Here is a 24442-nt window from a genome sequence, read left to right on the forward strand (position 1 = left end):
TGCCTCCTCCCGGCTCTCCTCGATCATCGACCGGATGCGAGCGACCCTCGATGTCGGGTTAGGCGAGGTCTTCGAGAATGTCGGAGACCAACCTGCCTACCTTCGGCTCGTCTTCGACCACCAGCATGGTCTCGTCCTCGTTGTCATTCCGCGGCCAAGGGCATCGTGTGCCCCTCGACGGATTCCGGCCGCATGTCGGATCTCGGCAGTCCCCATCCCTTCACCAGCCCGTACACTGCCGGGATCACGACGAGGGTCAGGACGGTCGACGACACCATGCCGCCGATCATCGGCACCGCGATGCGCTGCATGACCTCGGAGCCCGAGCCGGTGCTCCACAGGATGGGTAACAGCCCGGCCATGATGGCGACCACGGTCATCATCTTGGGCCGCACCCGCTCGACCGCGCCGACCATGATCGCCCGCCTCAGGTCATTTCGCGATAGGGGCCGGCCCTCCCGCTCGCACTCCGTCCGGACCTCGGCCAGCGCATGGTCGAGGTAGACCAGCATGATCACCCCGGTCTCGGCGGCGACCCCGGCGAGCGCGATGAAGCCCACGGCCACGGCGACCGACAGGTTGAAGCCGAGCCACCACATCAGCCAGACGCCGCCGACCAGGGCGAAGGGCAGCGACAGCATCACGATGAGGGTCTCGGTCAGGCGCCGGAAGTTCAGGTAGAGCAGCAGGAACACGGTCAGGAGGGTCAGGGGCACCACGATCTTGAGCCGGGCCGTCGCGCGGTCGAGGTACTCGACCTGCCCGCTCCACTGGAGGGTGGTCCCCGGCGGCAGGCTCACCTCGCCGGCCACCGCCGCTCGCGCCTCGGCCACGTAGCCGCCAAGGTCGCGTCCGGTGACATCGACGTAGATGAAGACCGCGAGTTGCCCGTTCTCGGTCCGGATCTGGGTCGGGCCCCGGGTCAGCGCGACCTTGGCGACCTCACCCAAGGGGACCGTGCCTCCGCCCGCGATGGGTACCTGCACCTCGGTCGCGATGGATTGTGGGCTCGACCGGAAGGCGCGCGGGTAGCGAACGTTCACGGTGTAGCGCTCGCGGCCCTCGACGGTGTTGGTCACGCTCTCACCGCCGAGCGCCATGGCGATCACGTCCTGAACCTCGCCGACCGTTAGGCCGTAGCGGCCCAGAACCTCACGGTCCGGCGTGATGTCGAGGAAGTACCCGCCCTGGACGCGCTCGGCATAGGCGCTCGACGTGCCCGGCACCGCCTTCACCACCGCCTCGACCCGGCGGGCGACCTTCTCCATCTCGGCGAGGTCGGTTCCGAGCACCTTGATGCCGACGGGGGTTCGGATGCCGGTGGCGAGCATGTCGATGCGGGCGCGGATTGGCTGGGTCCAGGCGTTCGAGACGCCCGGGAACTGGAGCGCGGCATCCATCTCGGCCTTGAGGCTCGCCAACGTCACGCCCGGGCGCCACTCCGCCTTCGGCTTCAGGTTGACGATGGTCTCGAACATCTCGGAGGGCGCCGGGTCCGTGGCCGTGTTGGCCCGGCCCGCCTTGCCGTACACAGACAGGACTTCCGGGAAGCTCTTCAGGATGGTGTCCTGTCTCCCTAAAAGCTCTCCGGCCTTGGTCACCGAGATGCCCGGCAGGGTGGTCGGCATGTACATCAGGGTGCCCTCGTCGAGGTCGGGCATGAACTCGGACCCGAGCTGCAGGGCCGGCCAGACCGAGGCGCCTAGAACGCCCAGCGCGATCAGGATGGTCAGCACCCGCGCCCGCAGGACGCCGGCGATGATGGGACGGTAGAGCCAGATCAGGAGCCGGTTCACCGGGTTGCGGTGTTCGGGCACGATGCGGCCGCGCACGAACAGGACCATCAGGGCCGGAACCAGCGTCACCGACAGCACCGCCGCCGCCGCCATCGCGAACGTCTTAGTAAAGGCCAGCGGCCCGAACAGACGCCCTTCCTGGCTCTCCAGGGTGAAGATGGGCAGGAAGCTGACCGTGATGATGAGGAGCGAGAAGAACAGCGAGGGACCGACCTCGGAGGCGGCCTCTATCAGGACCTGGACCCGGGGCTTGCCGGGGTCCGCCCGCTCCAGGTGCTTGTGGGCGTTCTCGATCATGACGATGGCGGCGTCGATCATGGCGCCGACCGCGATGGCGATGCCGCCCAGGCTCATGATGTTGGCGCCCAAGCCCAGCGCCTTCATGCCCGCGAACGCCATCAGGATGCCGACCGGCAGCATCAGGATGGCCACCAGCGCGCTGCGCACGTGGAGCAGGAAGACGACGCAGACGAGAGCGACGATGGCGCTCTCCTCGATCAGGGTGCCCTTGAGGGTCTCGATGGCCGCCTCGATCAGGTGCGAGCGGTCGTAGACGGGCAGGATCTCGGTGCCCTTCGGCAGGCTGGCGGCGACTTCGGCGAGGCGCGCCTTGGCGCTCGCGATGACGTCGAGGGCGTTCGCCCTGAAGCGCTGGAGGATGATGCCGCCGGCGACCTCGCCGTCCCCGTTCATCTCGGTGATGCCGCGGCGCTCGTCGGGACCGAGCTCGACCCGGGCGACGTCCTTCACCCGCAGGGGTGTGCCCGCCTCCGTCCTCAGGACGATGCTCCCGATGTCGGCGACGCTCTTGAGGTACCCGCGGCCACGGACGACGAACTCGAACTCGGACAACTCGACGGTGCGGCCGCCGACGTCGGCGTTGCTCGACCTGATGGCCTCCCGGAGCTTGGACATGGTGATGCCCTGCGCCCGCAGTCGGTTCGGATCGACGACGACGTTGTACTGCTTCACGAAGCCGCCGACGCCGGCGACCTCGGCCACGCCCTCGGCGCGGGACGCCCCGAAGCGGACGACCCAGTCCTGGAGCGAGCGGAGTTCGGCCAGCGACCGCTCCTTGGCGACCACGACGTACTGATAGACCCAGCCCACCCCTGTCGCGTCCGGTCCCAGCGTCGGGGTCACCCCTGCCGGTAGGCGCTTGGCCACCGTGTTGAGGTATTCGAGCACCCGGCTGCGGGCCCAGTACGGGTCGGTGCCGTCCTCGAAGATGACGTAGACGAACGAGACCCCGAAGAACGAGAACCCCCTCACCACCTTCGACCGCGGCACCGTCAGCATGGCCGTGGTCAGCGGGTAGGTGACCTGATCCTCGATGACCTGGGGCGCCTGCCCGGGGTACTCGGTGTAGACGATGGTCTGGACGTCCGAGAGGTCCGGGATCGCGTCGAGCGGCAGGGTCCTCAGGGCGTAGAGCCCGGCTCCCACCGCGAACACGGTCCCGATCAGGACTAACACCAGATTCTTTGCCGACCAGGCGATGAGGCGGGAGATCATGGCGCCTTCCCCTCGGCGGCGGCCTGCGGGCCCGGGTCGGGTTTGGGCTCCGAAAGCCCCTGCAGCGCCGCCTTCAGGTTGCTCTCGGCGTCGATCAGGAAGTTGGCCGAGGTCACCACGCGGTCGCCCGCGGCGATGCCGTCGCGGACCTCGACGTAGCCGTCGCCGCGGACGCCGAGCCTGACCGGTCGCGGTTCGAAGCGACCCTCGCCCTTGTCCAGCAGGACGACCTGTTTCGTGCCGGTGTCGATGACCGCGTCGTCGGGCACCGCGACCACCGGCCTGTCGCTGCCGGTGGCGATCGTCACGTCGGCAAACATCCCCGGGCGCAGGTCGCCGTTCGGGTTGGGCATTTCGATGCGCAGACGGGCTGTCCGGGTCCCCATGGCGAGGTGCGGGTAGATCCGGGTCACCGCGCCGGTGAAGACGCGGTCCGGGAACGTCCTGGCGCGCACGGTCGCCATCTGGCCTTCTGCCACGGCCGCCAAGTCGCGTTCGGTCACGTCGGCGAGGACCCAGACCTTGGAATGGTCGACGAGCTTGAACAGCGTGTCGCCGGACTTGGCGCGCATGCCGTCGGAGACGTTGCGCTCGACCACGACGCCGTCGCGGGGCGCCGACCAGGTGATGGTCGAGGGCACTTTTCGGGATCGCTCGATCTCGTCGATGACCTCGGGCGGGATGCCGAGGTTCTCCAGGCGCCGGCGGGCGCCCTCGTAGCCGATGCCGGTGAGGTACTGCGCAGCCGCCGCGTTCATCTCCGGCGAGAACAGGCGCAGGAGCGGCTGGCCCTTGTGCACGTGGTCGCCGGTGGTGACGGCCTCGACCTTCTCGATGAATGCGTCGGTGCGCATCGCGATGACCGAGATCCGGCGCTCGTCCTCCTCGATGGCGCCGGGCGCGCGCACCGGCATCGACAGGACGCGTCGGTCGACGACCGCCGTCCGGACCCCGGTGCGCTGTAGCTTGCCGGGCGAGATTTTCACGGTGCCGTCCTCGGTGTCCTCCCCCTCGTAGACGGGGAGGTAGTCCATCCCCATCGAGTCCTTCTTCGGGGTCGGCGAGGTGTCCGGCAGGCCCATCGGGTTGCGGTAGAAGCGCACCTTGCGGGCCCCCGCAGGCGTGGTGGCCTGACCCATGGCCATGTCGCCGTGCCCGGCGTCGGGCATCGCCTCCGCCTCGTCGGGTTCGTCGAAGCGCACCTCCTCGCTGGCGCGGACGGCGCGATAGTCGCGACCGTCCGCCGTGCGCCTCGGCTCGGAGGCGTAGTCCGGCTTCCCGTCCGGGTCCTGGTAGAAGACGACCGGTCCCGTCGCCTTCGCCGCGACCGATGCCTGTATCGGGGATGCCGGCCGGGGCGTGCTCGGCAGCCAGTGGGTGAACCCGGTCCGCGCCTGCTGGACGAGCGCCGGTACGGGGCTGCCCTCATGCCCCGCGCCATACCCCAGGGCCCCCGCCGCGAGCGCGGCGAGGGTCCCGGCCAGCCATGCCATCCGGCTCACTTGGTGGCCTTGAACACCAGCTTGTTCTCGACGGTGCCGGTCTCGCCCTGAACCTTGGCTCCGAGCGAGAGGCGCCAGCCGCCGGCCATCGTCAGCTTCGCCTTGAACCGGTAGAGGCCCGGCTCCGGCGACGGTAGCTGCTCGATCCTGGAGGTCATCTCCTCCATGCTGTCGGGCGCCATGTCGATGCGCTTGGCGAAGATGACGGCGTTCGGCACGGGCTTGGACGTGCGCTTGTCGACGAGGCGGACGTCGAGGATGGCCTCGCCCTGCTTGGCCTCGTCCTTCACCAGTTGGAACTCGTAGTCCTTGGTGTCGGCCCGGGCCGCGGTGGTCAGGGCGAGACCGAGCAGCGCAGCCGTCAGGGCGCGTGAAAACGATGTCTTGGACACGGTGGATGATCTCCTGAAAACGATGTGACCCGGGCCTTCAGGCGCGCGGGATCGGCCGGCGCAGGCGCCGGCGGCATCGGGTTCAGGCTCGGGGAGGCTCGGTGGGCGGCCCTTGCGACAGGCTGTCGAAGGAGGCGGTGACGGCCCGGGCGGGCCCCTCGATGACGGCAACGCGGCCCGGAAGTCCGACGGCGACCGGCAGGCCGGTGGCGACCTTCGCCAGGCAGAGCGCCATCAGCGGGCAGCCCTTCGAGCAATCGGGCAAGTCCGGCCGCTCCTTGGGGCAACACGGCATCTCGTCCATGGCCATCCCGGCCATGTCGTCCATGGCCTCGTCGGGCATCGCCATGACGTGACCCTGAACGGCCATCGGCGCGCGCATGCCCGCGGCGGCCGCGGATGCGGTCACCGGCGCAAGGGCGAGGCTGAGAACCGCCAGGAGCGGAAGCAGCCTGCGAAGGGCGAGCCAGAAGGTCACCGTCGGACGATGCCACATCGTAGACCGGCGAGGAAGGGACGGGACTACCGGACGCGCCAAAGGGATACGGCGAGCGCGACGTTTGCGAGGGCGAGTACGGAAAGGAGGACATAGGTCGCGTCGGCGCCCGCCTGCGTCAGCACGACGGCCCCGAGGGAGGGCGCGAGCGCCTGCGCCACCAGCCCCGGACGGGCGAGCCGGCCGACGAGCGGGGCGTAGCGCTCGGGACCGAACAGCGCGAGAGGCACCGTGCCGCGGGCAATCGAGTAGATCCCGTTGCCGGCCCCGTAGAGGACGAGCGCCAGTCCGACCACGGGCAAGCCCGCTGCCAGCATCGCGATCCCGGTCGCCACGAGAACCATCGCCGCCGTGAGGGTCCAGAGCGGGTGGTGCCGGCCCTTGCCGGCCATCTCGACGATGCGTGCCCCCACCTGGGCCGGTCCGATCAGGGCGCCGTAGGCCACGGCCGAGGTAAGAGCCACGCCACGGGCCTGAAGCAAGGTGATGAGGTGAACCGAGACCAGGGCCATCACGGTCCCGCCAAGGGTCAGCACCCCGGCCATGAGGAGGAAGGCGCGACGCTCCCGACCATCGAGACGAATGACTGGGCTCGGGCCTGCGGGTCGCGTGATCGGATGTGCGGGGGGCCGGGGGATCGCGAGCAGGACGAGCGGCAGCGTGACCGAAAGGTGCAGCCCGGCATAGGCGAGGCAGGTCCCACGCCAGCCAACCTGTTCGATCAGGAAGGCCGAGAGCGGCCAGCACACCGTGCTGGCGAAGCCGCCCCAGAGGGTCAGCGTGGTGATGGCAGGCCTTGCCTCGGCGCCGTAGAGGCGTCCGAGCGTGGCGAAGGCGGGATCGTACAGTCCGGTGCCCATGCCCAGGCCGATCAGGAGCCACCCCGCGAGGTAAGTCAGCAGGTTCGGAGCGAGGCCGAGGATGGCAAGGCCGACGGCGAGGGCGACGGCCGCGAAGGCCAGTACCGGCCGGCCGCCATGCTCGCCGATGTAGGTGCCGACCCGCGGCGAGGCCAAGCCCGCGACGAGGAGACCGAGGGACAGGCCGCCGATGACCCATCCCAGAGGCCATCCCGTATCCTTCGACATCGGCGCGGCCAGAACCGACAGCAAATAGAACGAGGAGCCCCACGTCAGGATCTGGACCACGCCCAGGGCCGAGATCACGGGCCATCGGCGCGCCGGGGCCATCGGATCGCTACCGGGCGCCGAGCACGGGTAGCCAGAGGGCCAGCGCCGCCAGGGTGACGAGCAGCACGGGCTGGGTGATGACCAGACCCACCCGCATGTACTGACCCCAGGTGATGTGCTGGCCCTTGGTGTCGAGGACGTGCAGCCAGAGCAGGGTCGCCAGACTCCCGATGGGCGTGAACTTCGGGCCGAGGTCGCAGCCGATGACGTTGGCGTAGACCATGAGCTCGCGCATCAGCGGCGAGAGATCCGGAGCCTGCTGGATGGAGAGCGCACCCACGAGCACGCTCGGCATGTTGTTCATGACCGAGGACAGGATGGCGGCGGCGAACCCGGTGCCGATGGTGGCGACGAACGGACCATGGCCCGAGAGCCAGACGAGCCCCTGCGCCAGATAGTCGGTCAGGCCGGCGTTCTTCAGGCCGTAGACCACGAGGTACATGCCGAGGCTGAAGAGCACGATCTGCCAGGGGGCCCCCGTCAGGACCTTGCGGATGGGAATGACGCGGCTGCGGTTGGCCAGCGCCAGCAAGACCAGTGCGCCGGCGCAAGTGACCACCGAGACCGGCACGCCGAACGGTGCCGTCACGAAGTAGGCGATCAGCAGCAGCCCGAGGAGCGGGAAGGCCGCCCGGAAGACCAGCGGGTCCTTGATCGCGTGGCGGGGCGCTTCGAGCTCGGCCACGGGGTACGTGGCCGGAAGGTCGCGCCGGTAGAACAGCCACAGCACCACCAGGGTCGCGGCCAGCGAGACGAGGTTCACCGGCACCATCACGGCCGCGTATCGGCTGAAGGAGATGTCGAAGAAGTTCGCCGAGACGATGTTGACGAGGTTCGAGATGACCAACGGCAGGCTGGTCGAGTCCGCGACGAACCCGCAGGCGACGATGAAGGCCAGCGCCGCCGCCGGCTTGAAGTTCAGCCGGAGCAGGATGGCGAGCACGATGGGGGTGAGCAGCAGTGCCGCGCCGTCGTTGGCGAACACCGCCGCGATCGCGGCCCCCAGCAGGATTACCAGCGGGAACAGCAGCCGTCCCCGACCCCCACCCCAGCGGGCGATGTGCAGCGCCGCCCAGTGGAAGAAGCCGGCCTCGTCGAGCAGGAGCGAGATGATGATCAGGGCGACGAAGGTGAAGGTGGCGTCCCAGACGATGTGCCAGACCACCGGGATGTCCCCGGGGTGGATGACCCCGGTGGCGAGCGCGACCGCGGCCCCGATCAGGGCGCTCCATCCGATCCCGAACCCCTTCGGCTGCCAGATGACGAAGACGAGGGTGACCACGAAGATGGCGAGGGCGAGCATCGGGACCGTTTCTTGTTCTTGGTCTTTCAGGGCGGGTCAGGCGGTAGCGACGCGGCGCCCGTGCTCGTCGACGACGCGCTCGCCATCCTCCTTGACGAACTCGCCCTGTTGGGCGGGAAGGAGGTCGAGGACCGCCTCGGAGGGGCGGCACAGGGCAACACCCAGTGGGGTGACGACCAAGGGGCGGTTCAGCAGGATCGGATGCTCGCCGATGGCATCCAGAAGCTGATCGTCCGTCAGGCTCGGGTCCGAGAGGCCGAGCTCGCCGAAGGGCGTACCCTTCTCACGGAGCAGATCACGGACCTTCACGCCCGCCCGCTCGGCAAGCTGGCGCACCAGGGTCCGGTTTGGGGGCGTCTTCAGGTACTCGACCACGTGCGGCTCGATGCCGGCGTTGCGGATGAGGGCTAGGGTATTGCGGGACGTGCCGCAATCCGGGTTGTGGTAGATCACGACGTCCATCAGGCGGTCTCCGTGCAACAGGCGGCGAGGGCAGCGACAGCCGGGGCGCAGACCTCGGGGCGTCCCTGGCAGCAGTCGCGCATCAGGAACTGGATGAGCTCGGACAGGTCCGGGTAGGCGGCGCTGTAGATGATCGAGCGCCCCTCCCGCCGGGAGGTGACCAGCCCCGAATGGCTGAGCTCCTTGAGGTGGAACGACAGGTTGGTGCCGGACACGCCGACCGCCTCGGCCAGCATGCCGGCCGCCATGCCCTCCGGCCCGGCGGTGACGAGCTGGCGCACGATGCGCAGGCGATGCTCCTGGCCGAGGGCCGCGAAGGCCGCCACGGCTTGCCGTTCGTCCATCATGATGTCAATATCTCAACCATCGTTGAAACGTAGAGGAACGAAACGTCTTGGACAAGCCCCTGCAGCCCTTCGCCGATGGAATGCCGAACCTGAGCGAGGGGCATTTCGTGGTCCCGACGACCGACGCCCTGCACGTGAAGACACCGTTCACCCACGCCCCGCGCTTCCTGATCCTGTACGGATCGCTCCGTGAGCGCTCGTTCAGCCGCCTCCTCGCCTACGAGGCCGCGCGCCTGTTGGAGGCGATGGGCGGCGAGGTGCGGATCTACGACGCGCACGGCCTGCCGCTGCCCGACGACGCCACGGCCGATCACCCGAAGGTCCAGGAACTCCGAAACCTCTCGATCTGGTCGGAGGGCCACGTCTGGGTCAGCCCCGAGCGACACGGCGCCATGACCGGGGTCATCAAGAGCCAGATCGACTGGCTGCCGCTCTCGGAGGGTTCGGTGCGCCCGACGCAGGGGCGGACGCTCGCCGTGATGCAGGTCTCCGGCGGCTCGCAGTCGTTCAACGCGGTCAACAGCCTCCGCGTGCTCGGTCGCTGGATGCGGATGATCACCATCCCGAACCAGTCCTCGGTCCCGATGGCGTACAAGGAGTTCGACGACGCCGGCCGGATGAAGCCGGGTCCGCTCTACGACCGGGTGGTCGATGTCTGCGAGGAGCTGATGAAGTTCACGCTCCTCACGCGCGAGCGATCCGACTACCTCGTCGACCGGTATTCGGAACGCAAGGAGCGCGAGCCCGAAAGGCTCAAGGCCGTCGCCGTCGACATCGGGTTCGTGAAGCGACCCTCCTGATCTGCACGTCCACGCCGACCTCTTCTACGCCATCGCCTCGCCCGGTAGGATAGCGATCCCTATTTCAAGGGCTCCACGACCGTAAGCACAAGAGTCTGAGCGCTGGGGCACGTCGGCCGCCACGATGGCGACCACGGGGGCCGTCTCGTCGGGGCGCCGACGATCGCGACGTGGACGGATCCTTCGCCAACGTCGACGGCGGTCAGCTTCACTAGGCTCAGCTGGAGCTTCCGCATGCCGCCTCGGTCAGCGAGGGGGACCGGACGGAGTGGAGCGTCCCCGAGACGTAGACGAGGTCGCGGACGTCCGTGCCCGGCGCGTCGGCCTCGGCGATGGAGGCGATCGGCTCCGCAGTCAGGAGCAGAAATTTCGCTAGGCATCACGTCCTCCTTGGCCTTGCGCCGAACGAACCCCGCCCAGGTCCGGACGGTCCCGTGCGTCGCTGTCTCCAGCACCGCCACTTCGGAGAGGGTCGACGCGGTCAGGCGGCGAGCGAGGATGGCCAGGAGTGGGATGGTCACGACGCCGCCTTCAAGACGATCGCGTCGACGTCGGCGAAGGCGCCGTCGACCTCCGCGGTGGTGATGGCGCCGGCGCCGATGCCGGCGGCGACCTGGTTGTAGACCGCCAGACAGACGCCAATGTGCCTCCGGATCTGCAGGCTCAGCACCTTCAAGCGGTCGTTCGTGAGGGGCCGATCTACCCCGTCGGCGAACGTCCACGGGTCGCTGTCCTTCCGGGCGTCGAGCAGCGTCGCGGTGACCTCGCTTAGCGTGCGCGTCAGGGCCCGCTCGTTGACGGCGACCGCCCAGCCGTCCCACGTCGTGCCGCCCGCCTCGGCCGCTAGGTGCGCCTCGTATGCGTAGGCCAGGACAGCGGCCGCGTCGGGCGGAGCCGGAGCGTTCGGATCGAGCCAGTAGCCATCGGCCTGTTGGGCCTACCTGAGCCACAGCCAGGCGCCGACCGCGTCGCAGATGACGTCGAGGGAGAGACTAACCATGTGAGATAGCGTGGACCGGGGGCGTTAAGGGGGTGAACGTCACGTGGGGCCCTGAAACATAACACCCCCCGACCCCGGGGGCCGGAGGGTGCGCTCAGGATGTGGTGCATCGCGAGGACGACGGATACGTCGACAGCCTAGAATATACCCCACCGAACAGCATCGGACAAGCAAAAAGAGGGCGAATAACGACGGTCTAGCAAGGGGTAAGCGGCGGTTCTAGACTTGGAACAACGGCGGTCCAGTAGGGGGTAGAGCCATTCCTACGACCCCCCCTGAGCGTCGACGGCCAGCCACATCCAGGGAGGGCGGCGCAGAACGTCACGGTAGTGAGCTACACCAGGGAACGGGGCGGGCGGCAGCGACGGGGAAGGTAGCAGGGGGACGACGGCGGGATGACGACCCGCGGGGAACCAGGAGGCCCGGGCCCAAGGGGACAACGGGGGCCCAGGGGCCCATATGTGGAACCAATCACCCGATTATCGTTGAGGGAGAACGGGTTACAGCGCCGAGAACGCCCGTCAGGATTTCGTCCATCTTGGCCTCCATCCACGGGCCCTTGGAGGCCGGTACGATGAAGCTATCGTGGACGGGCAGGCAGGGGATGGACGCCTTCTCGCAGGCCTTGAGGACATCCACCGCCATGGCGCTGTCTACGGCCATGCAGCGGATCCCACGGTCTGCAGCGATGTCTGCGGCGATGGGGGTGTTCCGCGCCACGACGGCCTTGAGCAGGCCGCGGGTGTAGTCCCAGCCGTGCTCCCAGTCGTCCTTGTCCATAATGGCCGCCGCTGCCGCGTTCATGGTCTTCGCGTTCAAGGCGACGTTGAGGGCGAGCTTGCCCTCGTCACGGGGGAATGTTCCCGTGACGTAGGGATCGTGGCGCAAGACGTGACCACGGGCTGCGTAGAGGATCCGCGGATGGAGGGTGGCGAAGTCCGGCTCGAAGGCCGCCTCGCCGTTGATGAGGAGCTCCCGGCGGCGTCCCTTGGGGAGGTTCTGCCACCATCCGTAGAGCCGGCCGTGGCGGTCCCAACGGCCACGGCCGAACACGCGGTAAACCTCGGGGCTCGGGGTCGGGACGACGCTGGCCCACGTCCCCTTCTCCTTGCGGTCGTTGCGGGCCCGGACAACGCGCGTGGCGTGCTCCCACCCGTCGCCCGTCGGCATCGTGACCGAGACGTTGCCGAGGTAGGCATTGATGCGGTCGAGCTCGGCCTCCAGGCGTCGCGTCTGACGTGTCGGGTCGTAGCCGATGACGTCGCCGGCCTCGTCCTTGAGGATGAGGCGGCAGCGGCGCGTCTCGTACTCGAAGGGCGCGTCGCGGAAGGCGTGGACGAGGTCGGGGGTCGCACGCAGGCGGCTCTGCATCCCGGTGGAGAGGTGGTCGCCAGGGCGGGCCCGGACCTCCTCGATCAGCCCGAGCTCGACGAGTTCAGCCACGGCGGCGAGCACGCGGTCGTAGGTGTAGGGCAGGCCCATGTACCGCGATTGACCGGCGTAGAACGCCTTGCGGCGCGAGTAGCTGACCCAGCGATCCTCGCCGGGCGCCATGTCGGCCGCGATGCACGCGGCCGCGAGGACGCTGCGCCTGGCGACGTCCTGCCTGCGATCGGGGATGTCGGGGATGCCGGCGGCCGAGAGGATGTTCTCCGGGATGCGCCAGTGGAAATCGAGGGCGCGGTCGCGCGCCTGTGCCGTGTTGAGCATGTCGTATCCATCGACACGTCAGGCACCACACCGCCGTGTCGGGACCGATGATCCGCTCGAAATTAGCCTTAGTCTATGGGTCTGTGCTTTGGAGATCCACTGATATACTTCGCGAGACCAGTAGTTCTACCGCCCCGACGGGGTGCATGATCTCACGGGGGTAAAGCATCGATTTCAGCCTCGCCCACGGCCTAACTTCGAGGCACCGGAGGATTCAGCCAACGAGCCCCGTGGACGGCTCCACGGGGCTCTAATGCGGTCGAAAATTTATTTGTGCTCGCATGCGGCCGTCGCCTGATGCCGTGAGGACATATCGAATCCGCGAACAGCTTGGTGAGCTGGTGGCTCGAACTCCTAACCCGATCGGGGTCTACCCGATGACCTCGCGGCGGCCCTGGAGCGGGCCCTGTCGGCCGTGAAGCACATCGACGCCGGTAGGATCGGAGCCGAGGCGTGATGCCCAGTGACCAGGCGTTCCTACTCACCTTCGCAGGCCTGCTGCGAGTCGGCATCCTCGCCGACCCTGTCCCGACCTACCGGGCATGCCGATCGGCTTGCGCCGCCCTTGGGGACGCATCCGTGCCCGTTGACTACACCTGACCGATTCGCGCGGTCCGCTTAGTCCACGAGGAGGATTGGGAGAGTCGGCTGAGGCCCACCCCAACCGCGGCCGCCGTGCGGGCCACGCTGGCGAGCGAGGGCGTGGAGAGCGTCCTGGCACGGTGGGGCGGGCGCTACCGAGGCAAACTCATCGCGGCAGCGAACCGCGCCGCGCGCAGGTCACCGCCCGCCAGACATTCCCTTACGTGTCCGGGATCGGGGGCACGTCCGGAGGCGTCGCCTGCGTGTAGGTGACGGTCTGCACCGTGTAGTCGGGCGTGCCTGAGAAGCTGATGCCCAAGCCGGCGTAAAACCCCATCACGGAGTGGAGCGCGCTCAGGGACGACTTCCTCATCTCGACGGCGACCATGGTCCTCTGGGACAGGCCGACGCGTCGGGAAATTTCGTCCTGCGTCAGGCCGACGAGGGTCCGCGCGGCGCGCAGCTGCATTGGGGAGGGATACACGACGAGGCACTCCGAGCCGGATTCGATGGAAGGCCATTATCACCAAAGCGCCCGAAACGTGCAATGACGGCACATCGACTCGCGTTCTCAGAAGAAGGTGATATCCTCCGATTCGTGCCGACATCGCCGGATCCACTGGCGAAAAAAATGGCCCCGGAAGCGCGCGAACGCCGCCGAGGCCTGGTCAGCCACAGGAGCATCCCCGTGACCGAACCGTGCACCCACCTTACCACCACGACCGCCCCGAACGGTAGCCTCGCCGCGTCCCTCGCCCAGGGAATTTCGCAGTACGCCGAGCGCTTCGAGGAGGCCTCGGTCCTTGAGATCGCGGCGGCCATGAGCGTCGAGGATCCCCACGCGGCGCGGTCGTTCCTCCTGGAGCGCACTGCCGAGCCGGCGTTCCCGATGCTGCGCAGGAGCGTCCTCGGTACGATCGAGCTCCGGATCGAGGCCGCCAAAGCCGCTGCGCGTGACCGCCTCCTCCTGGTGACCGGCGACGACGCGCCGGGCGGGAAGAACGACAAGGCGCGCGAGGCGATCTTCCGCCGGGACCCGGGCGCATTTCTGCCGGGCGCCGAGGTCAGCAAAGTCCGCCCGTTCGCCCGGGCCTTCTGGCACGTCCTGATCGACGGGAAGGACGTGCCCTGCGTCTACGTCTGCCGGGCCGCCGTCGTGAGCGACCTGCACGACATGGTCGAATGCCTGGCCGAGAACAGACAGTACGAGCGGGGCATCGTCATCGGTGCGCCCGAGACCGCACGGGACATCGCCGGCCTACTGCCCCCGAACATCGCCTTCGTGGCCGTACCCCTCGCCACCGACGGGAGGCGCGCGTGAACGCCATCGTCCGCATCCCGGCCGCGCCGGCGATCTCGATCTTCCGCTTCGACAACCACGACATCCGCGTCGTGGAGATCGACGGGCAGCCCTGGTTCGTCGGCGCCGACGTCTGCAAGGCCGCCCGCCTCTCGAACCCGTCCGTCTCGCTCAAGGCGCTCGACGAGGACGAGAGGGCTAAGATCTTCTTAGGGCATCCCCAGGGCGAGGTCCTGGTCATCACCGAGGGCGGTCTCTACACCCTGCTGATGCGCAGCCAGCGTGCCCTCGTGAAGGGCGCGACGGCATGGCGGTTCCGTCGGTGGGCGATGAACGAGGTCCTCCCCGAGATCCGGCGGACCGGTTCCTACGCCGTGGCACCCGCCCCGACGCCGGTCGCGATCCCCGAGGACCTCGACGAGAACAGGGTGCTGAGGAGGATGCTCCTGGCCCGGATGGATCGGGAGGACGCCCTCGTCGAGCGCCTCGTCATCACAGACCAGGAGCTCATCGACACCTCTCGCCAGCTCACCGCCTCGCAGCGGCAGGTACAGCGGGCCCTGCCGGCGGTGGAGTGCGTCGAGCGGTTCACCGAGAGCGAGGATCTCTACAGCCTCCAGGCCGGTGGCAAGGCCCTCGGGCAAAAGCCGAACAAGTTCATCGCTTGGCTGAAGGAGCGCGGCGACCTGTTGGATCTGAACAGGTCGAACCTCCCCCGGCAGGACCTCATCGACCGTGCCCCGTTCCGCGTCCGGATCGAGGAGTACGGCGGCAAGCCCCGTGCGACGCCAAAGATGACGTCGAAGGGCATCCTCCACTACGGACGCGAGCTCTGCGTCTCCGTCGACTGGCGGGCCGCACGGGAGCCCGACCTGTTCGACTGACACCCCTCAGACTCTGAGTGGTGACGAGGGGCCCGGGTGACCGGGCCCCTTTTTCGTGACTGAAATCTGGTGCAGCGAAATGGGAGCGAAGGCCGGTTCGGTATCATTGGCAACCCGGCCCGGGCACGCCTGCGCACGGTTTCGGCACGCTCTCAGCATATTTTCGCGCGTTTCAGTCCGCGCGATCGGCGTTACACCGCGAGCGAAATCCGGCCTCGCTCGTGGAGCGCGCTGCAGCACCCCCCGATCCAGGCGCTCGGTGGCCTACGGGCACGGCCCCCCGGACGGCCGCCGCCGGTACCGGACGCCGTCGTGCAGCAGCACGCCGCTGGGCAGGAGGCTGAGCTCCGCCTCGTAGGGGACCGGCCGGCCCCCGTTGCCGTAGCACCGGGAGGCCGTCACCCGGCCGCCTGAGATCCTCGCCCCGTGGCACTCCATCAGATCGATGCCGACCTCGCCGGGGGCGGGCCCGACGACGATGGCGGGGACGTCGGCCCCCTCGGGGCAGTAGAGGCCCGGGGCGGGCTGGTAGGGGTCCGCCCCGGCCGGGCCAGCGAGCAGGGCGAGGATGGCGAGCGCACGCATGTCAGATCTCCAGGACTAGGGACGGGTCGAAGGCGGGGTTCTCGCCCCGGCGGCCGCGCGGGTTCGCGAGGATGCGGGTCCCACCGATCCGGTAGTCGGCGGACCGGTGGATGTGCCCGTGGATCCAGAGATCCGGGGCGTGCTCCCCTTCGAGGACGCGGCTGCAGTCCGAGGCGTACGCGGCATCGATCGCCTGCAACGGACCCTGCCTGCCCAGCGACGCGGGATGCGGCGCATGGTGCGTGACGACGACGGTCGGGCCCGCGTGCGGCTCGGCTAGGGCGCGCTCGATCCGGCCGAGCTGGGCAACGTGCGCGGCCGCGGCCATCGGTGGCCGGAAAGCGTTCGTCTCGCCCGACGGGAGCCGCGTCCGGATCTGCCGATGATCCCGCATTCCGCCGACGCGGTCCCCGCACGTTGACTGCGCCAACACGCGGAACGGTTCGCCGAGGAGCTCATAGTCCGTCCAGAGCGTGGCCCCGACGAACCGCACGCCCTCGATGTCGAGGGTCTCCCCGACGGCGAGGATGTGAATGCCGGCGGCGGCCGCGGCCTCGCGCCCGCGTTCGAGTTCGCTCTGCCACCTCGACGCGTAGAAGTCGTGGTTCCCGGGGACGTAGATGACGCGCCGCACGAAGGGCACGACGCACGCCGCGAGCCAGGGGATGGACCTCCGCGTCAGGCCGTCGGCGACGTCGCCGGCGATGATCGCCACGTCGCACGGCGGGACGGCCGGGCCCTCCCAGCAGTCGGCGTCGTCGTGCACGTCACTGAAAATCCAGGCTCTCAGCATCCCACCCTCCCACGCACCACGCCGACCCGTCGGCCTCGAACCACACCTGCGCCGCCCGGGTGACCAGGAGGCCGTTCGTCCTAAATCCGGGACACCAGAGCCCGTACCGAAGCCGCTGCGCCGAGGGCGGCCGGTCCCCCTCGGCCACCGTGCCGGTCGCCCACGCGTGGACGTCCCGGGCCCCCGTCCGGAGGCACCGCAGCCTGCCCGCCTCCGACGCCCGGAGGACGACGTCGGCAAGCACGATCGCCGGCACGTGGCCGACGACCCGGCCGCCGACGCGCACGGACCAGAGCCGGCGCGTCAGGTTGCGGTAGACGTCACTTCTTCCCGGCGGCATGGGCGTCGCAGCAGGCCTTCGACCAGCCTCCGTGCCGGATCCGACCAGGCGCTCCGCACGTCTCGCAGATGAAGGCCGACAGGTGCTCTACGCAGTCAACTATAGTGTTGACTTCATTGCGCATCGCCTTCCTAGTCTTGCCTTCGATGGAGTAATACCATCGCGCTTGCGCAAACTTTTCCTTGGTCTGCGTCGTGCGGAATCCCGTCGCGCCGGCCTCGGAGATCAGGCTCGCGCCCGCTTCCCATAGCCACCGCCACCCGCCACCCGAGTACGGCCCGCCGTCCTCGAACGTCCTCGGGTGGCGCGCCCGCAGGGTGGCGTCCCAGTCGTCCGGGACGACGGCGCGGCCGGTCTGCCAGCGCAGGGCGAGGGTGCGCGCCAGGACGCGGAGGACGTCCTGCGCGGGGGGCGGCGCCACTGTCCTGCCGTTGTCCTGCCGGGGGAGCACGCTGCCGCCCGTCCACGTCACGAGGGGACCGTGCGGGGACGGGCTGACGCCGGTGGGTACAACGTCGACGTGCCCGGGATGCCGGCACACGGCGTCGTCGGCTATGACGCGGAATTCGTCGATGAGCATGGGGGTCTCCTGTCAGGATGCGGGGTGGGCAGAGGGGGGCCGCGCGCGGATTTCACGCCCTGTCTCCGCGCGTGCCCGGCAGGGCGTCGACGAGGCGGACGACGCCCTGGACGAGGCGGTCGACGTCGCAGGGCCCGAGGCGGCCGAGGGCCTGCGCCCGCCGCGCCAGGTGGAGTACAGACAGGCCTGAGAACTCGGCCTCCAAGCGGAGGTCGCTCGTCTCCCGGCGGGCGCGCAGGGAGAGGATCGCCTCGTCGAGGGAGGCGGCCGGGGCGGCATTCGGGCGTGCGTCGGACATGGAGGGTCTCCTTCAGTGATGAGGTGTCAGTGGCGACGGGCGAGGGTCTCGCGGCCGTCGAGAAGCGTCGTCACGGCGCGGCGGAGCGGGCGCAGGCTGCCCCCCTTCCACACGCGCGCCAGCAGATGCAGCTCGTCGCCGTCGAGGTCGGGGAGCCAGCCGGCGTCGAGGCCACGCTCGTCGCGGAGCTCGGCGACGAGGTTGGCCGCCGCGACGGGCAGGTCCTCGGCCTTGGGAAGGCCGACGTGCACGACGCGGAAGCGGTCCAGGAGGGGGCCGGGGACGGCTCCCGTCCCGTTGGCCGTCGCCAGGAACTGGGTGCCGCTCAGATCGGCGTTCGTTTCCAGATAGACCTCGTGGAAGGCGCGGCTCCCTACCGGCTCCAGCAGGGCGATCAGGGAGTCCGTGAGGCGCCCGTTCTCCGACCTCGTACCCGCCTTCTCGATCTCGTCGATGATGATTACGGGGTTGGCGACGCGGAGCCGCTGGATCGTCTGCAACGGGACGCTTGCGCGCCCCGTGCTCCACTGGCGCGAGGTTCCTCCGAACGCGGCGTCGGCGACGCCGGCGGCGTTGTAGAGGACGCACGGGATCCCGGCCGCCTCGCAGAACACCTGCAGGTAGCTCGTCTTCCCACTGCCCGGCGGCGACACCGCGAGAGTGTTCCGCAGCCGGGCTACACCCCCGTTGGCGAGGTCCCGCAGCAGCAGCGCGGTGAGGTCCGTGAACCACGGGAACCGCGCGTCGAGCAGCTTGCCGACGGCCACGACATCGACGCCATGGACGAGCGGCAGGGCCTCCCCGGCGAGCGTGTTGAACTCCGCGCGCGGCGTGGACCCCCGCGACGTCCGCGATGAGCCCGTGGTCTCGGAACCGGGTAGGTGGTCCAAGGCCCCCTTGGCTAGGACGACGAGCGTCGGGGTGGCGCGCGCCGCCCGGTCCCTCCAGCCTCCGTCGCCGAGGGGCCAGTCCAGCTGCGCCAGCGCGGCGAGGCCGTCCGCCTGCGCGTCGACCCAGTCCTTGGCGGTGCCGCCGGCGCCACCGCGGGCGAGGTCCTCCTCGATGCCGATCTGCCGGTGCGCCGCCGCGATGATCGCGAGCGTCTCGGCGAATCGGGCCACGTGGTTGTCGTACGGCGCCAGGCTGCTGGCCAGGTCCTCGGAAACGTACCCCGCCTCGTCCAGCTCCTCCGTGGCATCGCCGCAGTATCGAAGGGCGTTCCGCAGGGCGAGCCAAGCGGCGGCGTGATGCCCGTTGGAGGCCGACGCCAGCGCCAGGCGCAAGCAGATCGAGCTGCAGCACGCCGCCGCCTTGGCGGACCCCAGCGCCGCCTGTGCGAAAAGCAGGTCATCCGCCAGCAGCGCCGCGGCGTTCCGGCCCGCGTCCGACGTGGTCTCCGCGTTGGCGTGCCCGCGCAGCGCCGCCTCCACCTTCTGCAGGGAGGCGATGCTGACGTCCCGCCGGGTCTGCCCGAGCTGCCGGACTAGCGCGGCCGGGAGCCGGGGCTCCTCGCCGAGGAACCGGGCGAGAGCCAGGCCGGCGTCGACGCGGGCGTCGTACCGCACGTGCTCGCCGCCGAACGCCTTCGCACGCGGCCCGATGGGAGCCTCGGGCTGGCGGGGCCCCGTCAGGGCGGTGGAGTCGAGGAGCGTGGCACGGGCGGCCTGGACGGCAGCGGCGCGCGCCCGAGAGGCGTCGTCGGTCATGGGGATCTCGCTGGAACGGGAGTGCACGCGGGGCGCGCCGAGCAGGGCTCAGGCGGTCAGGCAGGGCATCCGTTTCGAGCGAGGGCAGATCATCGACGTCATCTCCGGTGTGACGCCGTTATGCGCCAAGCCGGCTCAGGGTGCAAGTTATGTGCAGCCGTTGCGGACCGAGTCGCGTTCCTAGGGTTAACCAAGCCCTAGCGCCGCCTTCAGCGCCGGGCTGCTATCGGCCTCCTCGTCCTGCGCGATGAGGTCGTCGAGGCTGGGCCGGCCCTGGTTGTACGTCGACAGCCGCAGGTCCAGCCCAAGCACATGGAGGCATCGCATCACGCGGTGCATCGATGGCTCCATGCTGTCACCGCGCTCGAAGCGGGACACCCACTCGACGCTGACGCCGGCCTTGGCCGCAAGGGCCCGCTGCGAGAGCCGGCGGTGGCGCCGCGCAAGGGCGAGGGACTCGCCAAGGTCGAAGATGCTCATGCCCTGAGCGTACCTGATCGGCATGCAAGGAACCCCCTGCGACTCAGCCGGCTGCGCGAATTTTCGGACGCCGTCCAGTGGAAATCTTCGATCCGTGGCAGACTCCCATTTGCACGGATTCGATGGGGGAAATGGGATGGCGCAGGTCAAGGAGCTGGGTGGCGAGGCGCCCAAGCGCCACGTCGCGATTGAGGACGACATCGCCGCGGTGCGGGCCGCCCTGCGCGAGGCCGAGGCCTGCACGGACCCCGACGACATCGACGGGATGACGCTCGTCCGGGCGCTCCGGGACAGCCTCGACGGCCTGCTCGCCGAGCAGCGCCGGGCGGCCGAGGCCAAGGCACGGAGGCCGGCATGACCAAGTCTGAGCGCGGCATCCGCCGACAGCTCCGGCGTTCAGGCCTGCCGGCACACGCCATCCCGCGGGCAGCCAGGCGCTTGGCGGCTCAAGCCGACTGCGACGCCTCGGCCGGTACGCTGGAGGCGCTGATCTCCCGCCGGACATGGCGGGAGGGAGATCCTGCGGCTGCGCATGCGGCCAGGTAGGGGGCGGCCATGGGGGCGGAATTCGCCCTCGGGATGCTCGACGCCGGCCGTTGGATCAGCGCCGGGCTGGGCCGTCTCCAGGCTCACGTGAACGGACGGAAGTCCTGAGCCATGCGCATCTACACCGAGACGCCCTTCCGCCTGGCGCCACCCCGGATGGCCGTGGTCCACCCTGAGATAGGGACCGCCTCCTCGCTGCTGGAGGCCCAGCGTGGGGCGTACGATCGCGACGTCGCTCTCATGCGGCACGGCATGCCACGGGAGCTCCTCCCGAACTTCTGGCGCCAGGTCCTGGAGAACCTGGCGACGAAGGAGGCCCGCACCGAGGCGATGCGCCCCTCGATCGGCAAGCCCCTGTCCCGACGCGCCCGGCGTCGCAACCGGGGACGCGTCCGGGTCGCGAAGAACGCCCTGATGCGGAGGTTCACCCCGTCGATGGAGTGGTCCTGGAATAAGAGGGACGCGGCATGACCGAGACAACGACCACCGAGGCAAAGATCGCCGCCGCTCGGGACGCCGTCGACAAGGCGGCCGCCCTGCTGCTCAACCAGGCTGAGGGCCTCGCCATGCTGGCGATGATGGCCCGTCACGCCGAGCGCCCGATGCCCCAGGCGATCGTCCTCAGGATTGTGGGAACGCGATGATCCGGAACTGGCCGGCCGAGCAGGCCTTCTGGTGGAGCGCCGTCGCCGCCGCCACGTTCGCCGGCCACCACGAGGCATTCCGACAGGCTCGCGACGATATGTGGCCGACCCGGCGGGAGGTCGTCCTGCGCGAGGCGGTCGAGGAACTGGTGGGACCGAACGGAGGACCCCCGCCCCCACTCTCGGCGATACCGGAGAAGGTTGGCGGTGTCCGCTTCGCGAGGCGCGTGCACGCGCAGGCCTGGCGGTCGCACCTCGCGGCCAACGCATCGCGGCTGACGCTGGTGAAGGTCACCCCGTGAGGCAGTCCACGATCGACGAGCTCGCCCGGGGGGCAACCCGGACGGTCGAGTGCATCATCGCCGCGGATCCCGGGGACGGCCCGGCCGAGCGGGAGTCCCGGATCCGGGACGCGCTCGCCCGGTGGATCGGGCACACCGTGGAGCGGGAGGCCCGCAACGACCGGCGCCGCGTGGGACGCAGGCAGGCCTAAGGACGGGAACCCTGGACGGGGCGTCGCCAGCCCGCGAGAGTGCCTCAACCTCGGGGGGCAGATGGCGAGACAGGACAAGCGCGCGCGGCTGAAATCGATCGTTACGGACGGGACGATGGCGATCCCGGAGGTCGAGGGAGAGTGGCACCACGACCCCTATCGAACCCTCTGGGTCGAGGTCTCGAACCTCAAGATGGGACAGGCCGTCTCCACGGACTACGGGACCATCAGCCGAACACCTCAGATCTCCGGGATGGCCACGATCCGGAGGGACACCGTCCGGCTCGCGGGATGGGGCGACACCTGCCGGGTCTTGCCCGTGACGATCCGGCCCGCCATCCCCCAGGAGGACGGCAACGGCTACACCCCGTTCACCAGCGTGCTCGGCTTCATCGCCGGTGACTGGGAGTTCAAGAGCGAGGATGCCTGGTTCCTGGAGTGCTGGATCCCCGAGATGGACATGGCCGCGATGCTCGCGGCCTACCGCGCTGGCGAGATGCCGTCGTTCCACCTCGGCGTGAAGCTCGATCTCTGGATCATGAAGGGCGACGAGCACACGCCGCCCGGCTACGGGGTCACCTGGTATCTGGCTCCCCACGCGGACCACGCGAGCGAGAGCCCAGAGGTGGCCCGCGGCACGGTCCGCCATCTCAGCTGGAGCGATGCGCCGCAGCCGAAGGTCGACGAGGATGATGGGGTGCCGGAACAGGGGCCGCCGCCTCAGGCTCCCGCGGATCCCGCCCCCAACCTGGATGCCGCCAACCTCACCGCAGCGATCGACCGCCTGCGCTCCACCGTTCTGCAGGTCGGCCTCGGCATCGGGGTCGCACTGGTGGTCAGCTGGTTCGTCTGACTGAGGGCCGAAACGTCGCGTCCAGGGATCGACTCCCGCACCAATTTGTTCTTCATTCGTTCTCATATGCGAATCAATGGAGGTCCTCGTGGACGAGATGGAGCGGGCCTACATGGAGGCCGCCGACGGCGACGCGAGGGACGCCCTGAGGCGGGCGCCTGGTGACGCCCTGATCGAGATGGCCGAGCTCTCGGGGCAGGTCTCCCGCGGCTTCGTGCGGGCCCAGCGGCCGGCGGACCTGGCGAGGAAGCTGGGTCCGGAGCGCCGGGCCCGGGAGGCCGCCCGCTCCGCCGGCTGACGGGCGGTTAACGGCTCGCCCGCATCATGCGGACATGCCCGACGCCAAACCCGAACCCATCATCGAGACCTTCACCCGGGTCGACGCTCCCCCCGGCGAGATCGTGTTCACGCCCCTGCCGGTTGGCGAGCTCGCCGGGCACGCGCTGTTCCTGGCGTCCCAGCTGTCGAACGTGAACCGGAAGCGCGTGGCCAAGGAGGCCTGCGCGGCCTGGGTCGCAACGTCGGATTGGTTCAGGCGGCAGACGCCGGACGCCCTCGTGGTGTGGTTCAAGCCCGGCCCCCCCGGGTACGACGGCGTGTACCTGACGCCCGAGAAGGGGGCCAAGAAGCTCAAGCCCGCCCCAGCCGTCATCCTGCTGCGCGACGGGGCCTACCGTCTCCTCGACAAGCGGGAGATCGCGGCCGCGGTCGGGCCGCTGCTGGAAGCCCAACCCGAGATCCTCGCGCCGCCGGATCCGGAGGACCTTGAGGATCTCGGCAGGCTCGCCCCCTGACGCAGGATTTAGCCGCCCGCGGGAATCCGGGTGGCCGGCGCCGAAATCCCTCGATCGGCTGAAAACCGTCCATGTGCGACAGCGCACACGAGGTCGGAAATTCCTGGCTTGGGACTGTCCATGGCGCGTGAGAGCGTCGGCCTGCGACCGAATGGCCGGCCCCGTTTCAATCGGGACCGCCGATCGCCTTCCACCCTGCCGGGCCCATCCCGAGCGGAGTTTTAGCCCGTTTCGGGACCAATTACGGGACCACACCCCCAGGAACGCAAAAGGCCACCCGAAGGTGGCCTCTGCTAACGCGCTGTAATCGCGTCCAAATCTGTCCGAGTGAATTGGAGCGGGCGAAGGGATTCGAACCCTCGACCCCAACCTTGGCAAGGTTGTGCTCTACCCCTGAGCTACACCCGCTCACAATGCTGGCCCGCTGGAAACTCTCGTGCCCGGCGGCCCCGGCGGCGCTCTCTAAACACCATTCCAACCGGCGTTGCAAGCGCCGGCTGAGAGGATTTTTCGCGTCCGTCCGATCTCACCAGAAATCGGCGGGGCGACGGCCGTCGCGGATCTCGCGCAGGCGTTCCACCGTCGCGCGGGTGGTCGCGTCCGGCAGGGCGTCGAGGGCGAAGAAGGCGCAGGCCGCGATCTCGCGGTCGGGCCGCTTCTCCCTGAGCACCGTGAAGGCCGGGGCGACGTAGAGGGCGACGTGGTCGCGCGGCGAGGCCGCGCGGTTGCGGTAGAAGCCGTGCAGGCGCAGGGCGACCGCGGGATCGACGGCGATCTCGGCTTCCTCGCGGAACTCGCGCGCCATCGCCTCCGGCGCGGTCTCGCCGCGCTCGACGCCGCCGCCCGGCAGCTGCCAGCCGCTGACGTAGGTGTGGCGCACGAGGCAGACCCGGCCCTGCGCGTCGAAGGCCGCGCCGCGGACGCCGAGCGTCATGCCGCGCGCCGCCAGCGCGCCGAGGTGGAACAGGCGGCGCGCCAGCGGCCGGTCGAGGAGCTTCGTCATCGGGGGAGCCGCGCAGCCGCTCAGGCCACGTCCAGGACGATCTCGCCC

Annotated in this window: 28 protein-coding genes and 1 tRNA gene; 10 read left to right on the plus strand and 19 right to left on the minus strand. The window is 69.5% G+C overall.

The window, feature by feature from the left end:
- Nucleotides 1–143 precede the first annotated feature (143 nt).
- The 8 genes from FV230_RS00895 to FV230_RS00930 all read right to left on the minus strand — a co-directional run bounded on the left by FV230_RS00895 (nt 144) and on the right by FV230_RS00930 (nt 9003).
- Nucleotides 144–3311: a CusA/CzcA family heavy metal efflux RND transporter gene (locus tag FV230_RS00895; protein WP_147840846.1), complete on the minus strand. Its 3168-nt coding sequence runs from the start codon at nt 3309–3311 to the stop codon at nt 144–146.
- The gene (locus FV230_RS00900; protein ID WP_147840847.1) at nt 3308–4813 is read right to left on the minus strand and encodes an efflux RND transporter periplasmic adaptor subunit; all 1506 of its coding nucleotides are present in this window, start codon (nt 4811–4813) and stop codon (nt 3308–3310) included. The genes FV230_RS00895 and FV230_RS00900 overlap by 4 nt, the downstream gene beginning before the upstream one ends.
- Nucleotides 4810–5205, minus strand: coding sequence for a FixH family protein (locus FV230_RS00905; RefSeq protein ID WP_056251379.1), 396 nt, complete (start codon nt 5203–5205; stop codon nt 4810–4812). Before FV230_RS00905 ends, FV230_RS00900 begins: the two co-directional genes overlap by 4 nt.
- Nucleotides 5206–5287: 82 nt before the next feature.
- Entirely contained in the window at nt 5288–5683 is a 396-nt protein-coding gene (locus tag FV230_RS00910; protein ID WP_147840870.1) for a hypothetical protein, read from the minus strand.
- Nucleotides 5684–5727: 44 nt separating this feature from the next.
- On the minus strand, nt 5728–6891 hold the full coding sequence (locus tag FV230_RS00915) for an MFS transporter (RefSeq protein ID WP_147840848.1): 1164 nt from the start codon (nt 6889–6891) through the stop codon (nt 5728–5730).
- 7 nt (nt 6892–6898) lie between these two features.
- Nucleotides 6899–8194: an arsenic transporter gene (locus tag FV230_RS00920; protein WP_147840849.1), complete on the minus strand. Its 1296-nt coding sequence runs from the start codon at nt 8192–8194 to the stop codon at nt 6899–6901.
- 36 nt (nt 8195–8230) lie between these two features.
- The gene (gene arsC / locus FV230_RS00925; RefSeq protein ID WP_055959023.1) at nt 8231–8656 is read right to left on the minus strand and encodes an arsenate reductase (glutaredoxin); all 426 of its coding nucleotides are present in this window, start codon (nt 8654–8656) and stop codon (nt 8231–8233) included.
- The gene (locus tag FV230_RS00930) at nt 8656–9003 is read right to left on the minus strand and encodes a metalloregulator ArsR/SmtB family transcription factor (protein ID WP_056251363.1); all 348 of its coding nucleotides are present in this window, start codon (nt 9001–9003) and stop codon (nt 8656–8658) included. Before FV230_RS00930 ends, arsC begins: the two co-directional genes overlap by 1 nt.
- A gap of 47 nt (nt 9004–9050) precedes the next feature.
- On the opposite strand from FV230_RS00930, the gene arsH reads away from it, so the two are divergent.
- Nucleotides 9051–9803: an arsenical resistance protein ArsH gene (gene arsH / locus FV230_RS00935; RefSeq protein WP_147840850.1), complete on the plus strand. Its 753-nt coding sequence runs from the start codon at nt 9051–9053 to the stop codon at nt 9801–9803.
- A 517-nt stretch (nt 9804–10320) separates the two neighbouring features.
- On the opposite strand, the gene FV230_RS29295 is transcribed toward arsH, so the two are convergent.
- The 3 genes from FV230_RS29295 to FV230_RS00945 all read right to left on the minus strand — a co-directional run bounded on the left by FV230_RS29295 (nt 10321) and on the right by FV230_RS00945 (nt 13579).
- Nucleotides 10321–10479 (minus strand): hypothetical protein, encoded by a 159-nt coding sequence (locus FV230_RS29295; protein WP_156629667.1) that lies wholly within the window; start codon nt 10477–10479, stop codon nt 10321–10323.
- Nucleotides 10480–11274: 795 nt separating this feature from the next.
- Nucleotides 11275–12513, minus strand: coding sequence for a hypothetical protein (locus tag FV230_RS00940; RefSeq protein ID WP_147840851.1), 1239 nt, complete (start codon nt 12511–12513; stop codon nt 11275–11277).
- A gap of 802 nt (nt 12514–13315) precedes the next feature.
- Nucleotides 13316–13579 (minus strand): helix-turn-helix domain-containing protein, encoded by a 264-nt coding sequence (locus FV230_RS00945; RefSeq protein ID WP_147840852.1) that lies wholly within the window; start codon nt 13577–13579, stop codon nt 13316–13318.
- A gap of 204 nt (nt 13580–13783) precedes the next feature.
- Between FV230_RS00945 and FV230_RS29300 the strand changes: the two genes are divergently transcribed.
- The gene (locus FV230_RS29300) at nt 13784–14416 is read left to right on the plus strand and encodes a hypothetical protein (RefSeq protein WP_162240219.1); all 633 of its coding nucleotides are present in this window, start codon (nt 13784–13786) and stop codon (nt 14414–14416) included.
- Nucleotides 14413–15279, plus strand: coding sequence for a BRO family protein (locus tag FV230_RS00950; RefSeq protein WP_187275331.1), 867 nt, complete (start codon nt 14413–14415; stop codon nt 15277–15279). Before FV230_RS29300 ends, FV230_RS00950 begins: the two co-directional genes overlap by 4 nt.
- A 264-nt stretch (nt 15280–15543) precedes the next feature.
- Here the strand turns inward: FV230_RS00950 and FV230_RS00955 are convergent, their stop codons facing one another.
- The 6 genes from FV230_RS00955 to FV230_RS29305 all read right to left on the minus strand — a co-directional run bounded on the left by FV230_RS00955 (nt 15544) and on the right by FV230_RS29305 (nt 20061).
- Nucleotides 15544–15864, minus strand: coding sequence for a hypothetical protein (locus FV230_RS00955; RefSeq protein WP_147840854.1), 321 nt, complete (start codon nt 15862–15864; stop codon nt 15544–15546).
- A gap of 1 nt (nt 15865) precedes the next feature.
- Nucleotides 15866–16657, minus strand: a complete 792-nt coding sequence (locus FV230_RS00960; RefSeq protein ID WP_147840855.1) for a metallophosphoesterase — start codon at nt 16655–16657, stop codon at nt 15866–15868.
- Nucleotides 16658–16977: 320 nt separating this feature from the next.
- Nucleotides 16978–17577: a hypothetical protein gene (locus tag FV230_RS00970; RefSeq protein WP_147840857.1), complete on the minus strand. Its 600-nt coding sequence runs from the start codon at nt 17575–17577 to the stop codon at nt 16978–16980.
- A 52-nt stretch (nt 17578–17629) separates the two neighbouring features.
- On the minus strand, nt 17630–17875 hold the full coding sequence (locus FV230_RS00975) for a hypothetical protein (protein ID WP_147840858.1): 246 nt from the start codon (nt 17873–17875) through the stop codon (nt 17630–17632).
- Nucleotides 17876–17901: 26 nt separating this feature from the next.
- Nucleotides 17902–19581 (minus strand): AAA family ATPase, encoded by a 1680-nt coding sequence (locus FV230_RS00980; protein WP_147840859.1) that lies wholly within the window; start codon nt 19579–19581, stop codon nt 17902–17904.
- Between the two features lie 186 nt (nt 19582–19767).
- A complete protein-coding gene (locus FV230_RS29305) occupies nt 19768–20061 on the minus strand; it encodes a helix-turn-helix transcriptional regulator (protein WP_187275333.1) in 294 nt (97 codons plus the stop codon).
- A 136-nt stretch (nt 20062–20197) separates the two neighbouring features.
- Between FV230_RS29305 and FV230_RS29310 the strand changes: the two genes are divergently transcribed.
- From FV230_RS29310 to FV230_RS01015, 7 genes are all read left to right on the plus strand, one after another.
- On the plus strand, nt 20198–20419 hold the full coding sequence (locus FV230_RS29310) for a hypothetical protein (RefSeq protein WP_056251323.1): 222 nt from the start codon (nt 20198–20200) through the stop codon (nt 20417–20419).
- A 299-nt stretch (nt 20420–20718) separates the two neighbouring features.
- The gene (locus FV230_RS00990) at nt 20719–21078 is read left to right on the plus strand and encodes a hypothetical protein (RefSeq protein WP_147840861.1); all 360 of its coding nucleotides are present in this window, start codon (nt 20719–20721) and stop codon (nt 21076–21078) included.
- Nucleotides 21075–21251 carry a hypothetical protein gene (locus FV230_RS29315; protein ID WP_187275334.1) on the plus strand — a complete coding sequence of 59 codons (177 nt, stop codon included), beginning with the start codon at nt 21075–21077 and terminating at the stop codon, nt 21249–21251. Before FV230_RS00990 ends, FV230_RS29315 begins: the two co-directional genes overlap by 4 nt.
- Nucleotides 21248–21553, plus strand: coding sequence for a hypothetical protein (locus FV230_RS00995; protein WP_147840862.1), 306 nt, complete (start codon nt 21248–21250; stop codon nt 21551–21553). The genes FV230_RS29315 and FV230_RS00995 overlap by 4 nt, the downstream gene beginning before the upstream one ends.
- Before the next feature lie 252 nt (nt 21554–21805).
- Nucleotides 21806–22597, plus strand: a complete 792-nt coding sequence (locus FV230_RS01005; RefSeq protein ID WP_147840864.1) for a hypothetical protein — start codon at nt 21806–21808, stop codon at nt 22595–22597.
- Between the two features lie 76 nt (nt 22598–22673).
- Complete coding sequence (locus FV230_RS01010; RefSeq protein WP_246694677.1) at nt 22674–22895, plus strand: hypothetical protein; 222 nt, start codon at nt 22674–22676, stop codon at nt 22893–22895.
- Between the two features lie 34 nt (nt 22896–22929).
- Nucleotides 22930–23391, plus strand: coding sequence for a hypothetical protein (locus tag FV230_RS01015; protein WP_147840866.1), 462 nt, complete (start codon nt 22930–22932; stop codon nt 23389–23391).
- 333 nt (nt 23392–23724) lie between these two features.
- Here FV230_RS01015 and FV230_RS01020 read toward each other — a convergent pair.
- A tRNA-Gly gene (locus FV230_RS01020) sits at nt 23725–23799 on the minus strand.
- A 118-nt stretch (nt 23800–23917) separates the two neighbouring features.
- On the minus strand, nt 23918–24394 hold the full coding sequence (locus tag FV230_RS01025; protein WP_147840867.1) for an NUDIX domain-containing protein: 477 nt from the start codon (nt 24392–24394) through the stop codon (nt 23918–23920).
- Nucleotides 24395–24442 lie beyond the last annotated feature (48 nt).

The organism is Methylobacterium sp. WL6 (assembly GCF_008040095.1).
Lineage (GTDB): Bacteria > Pseudomonadota > Alphaproteobacteria > Rhizobiales > Beijerinckiaceae > Methylobacterium.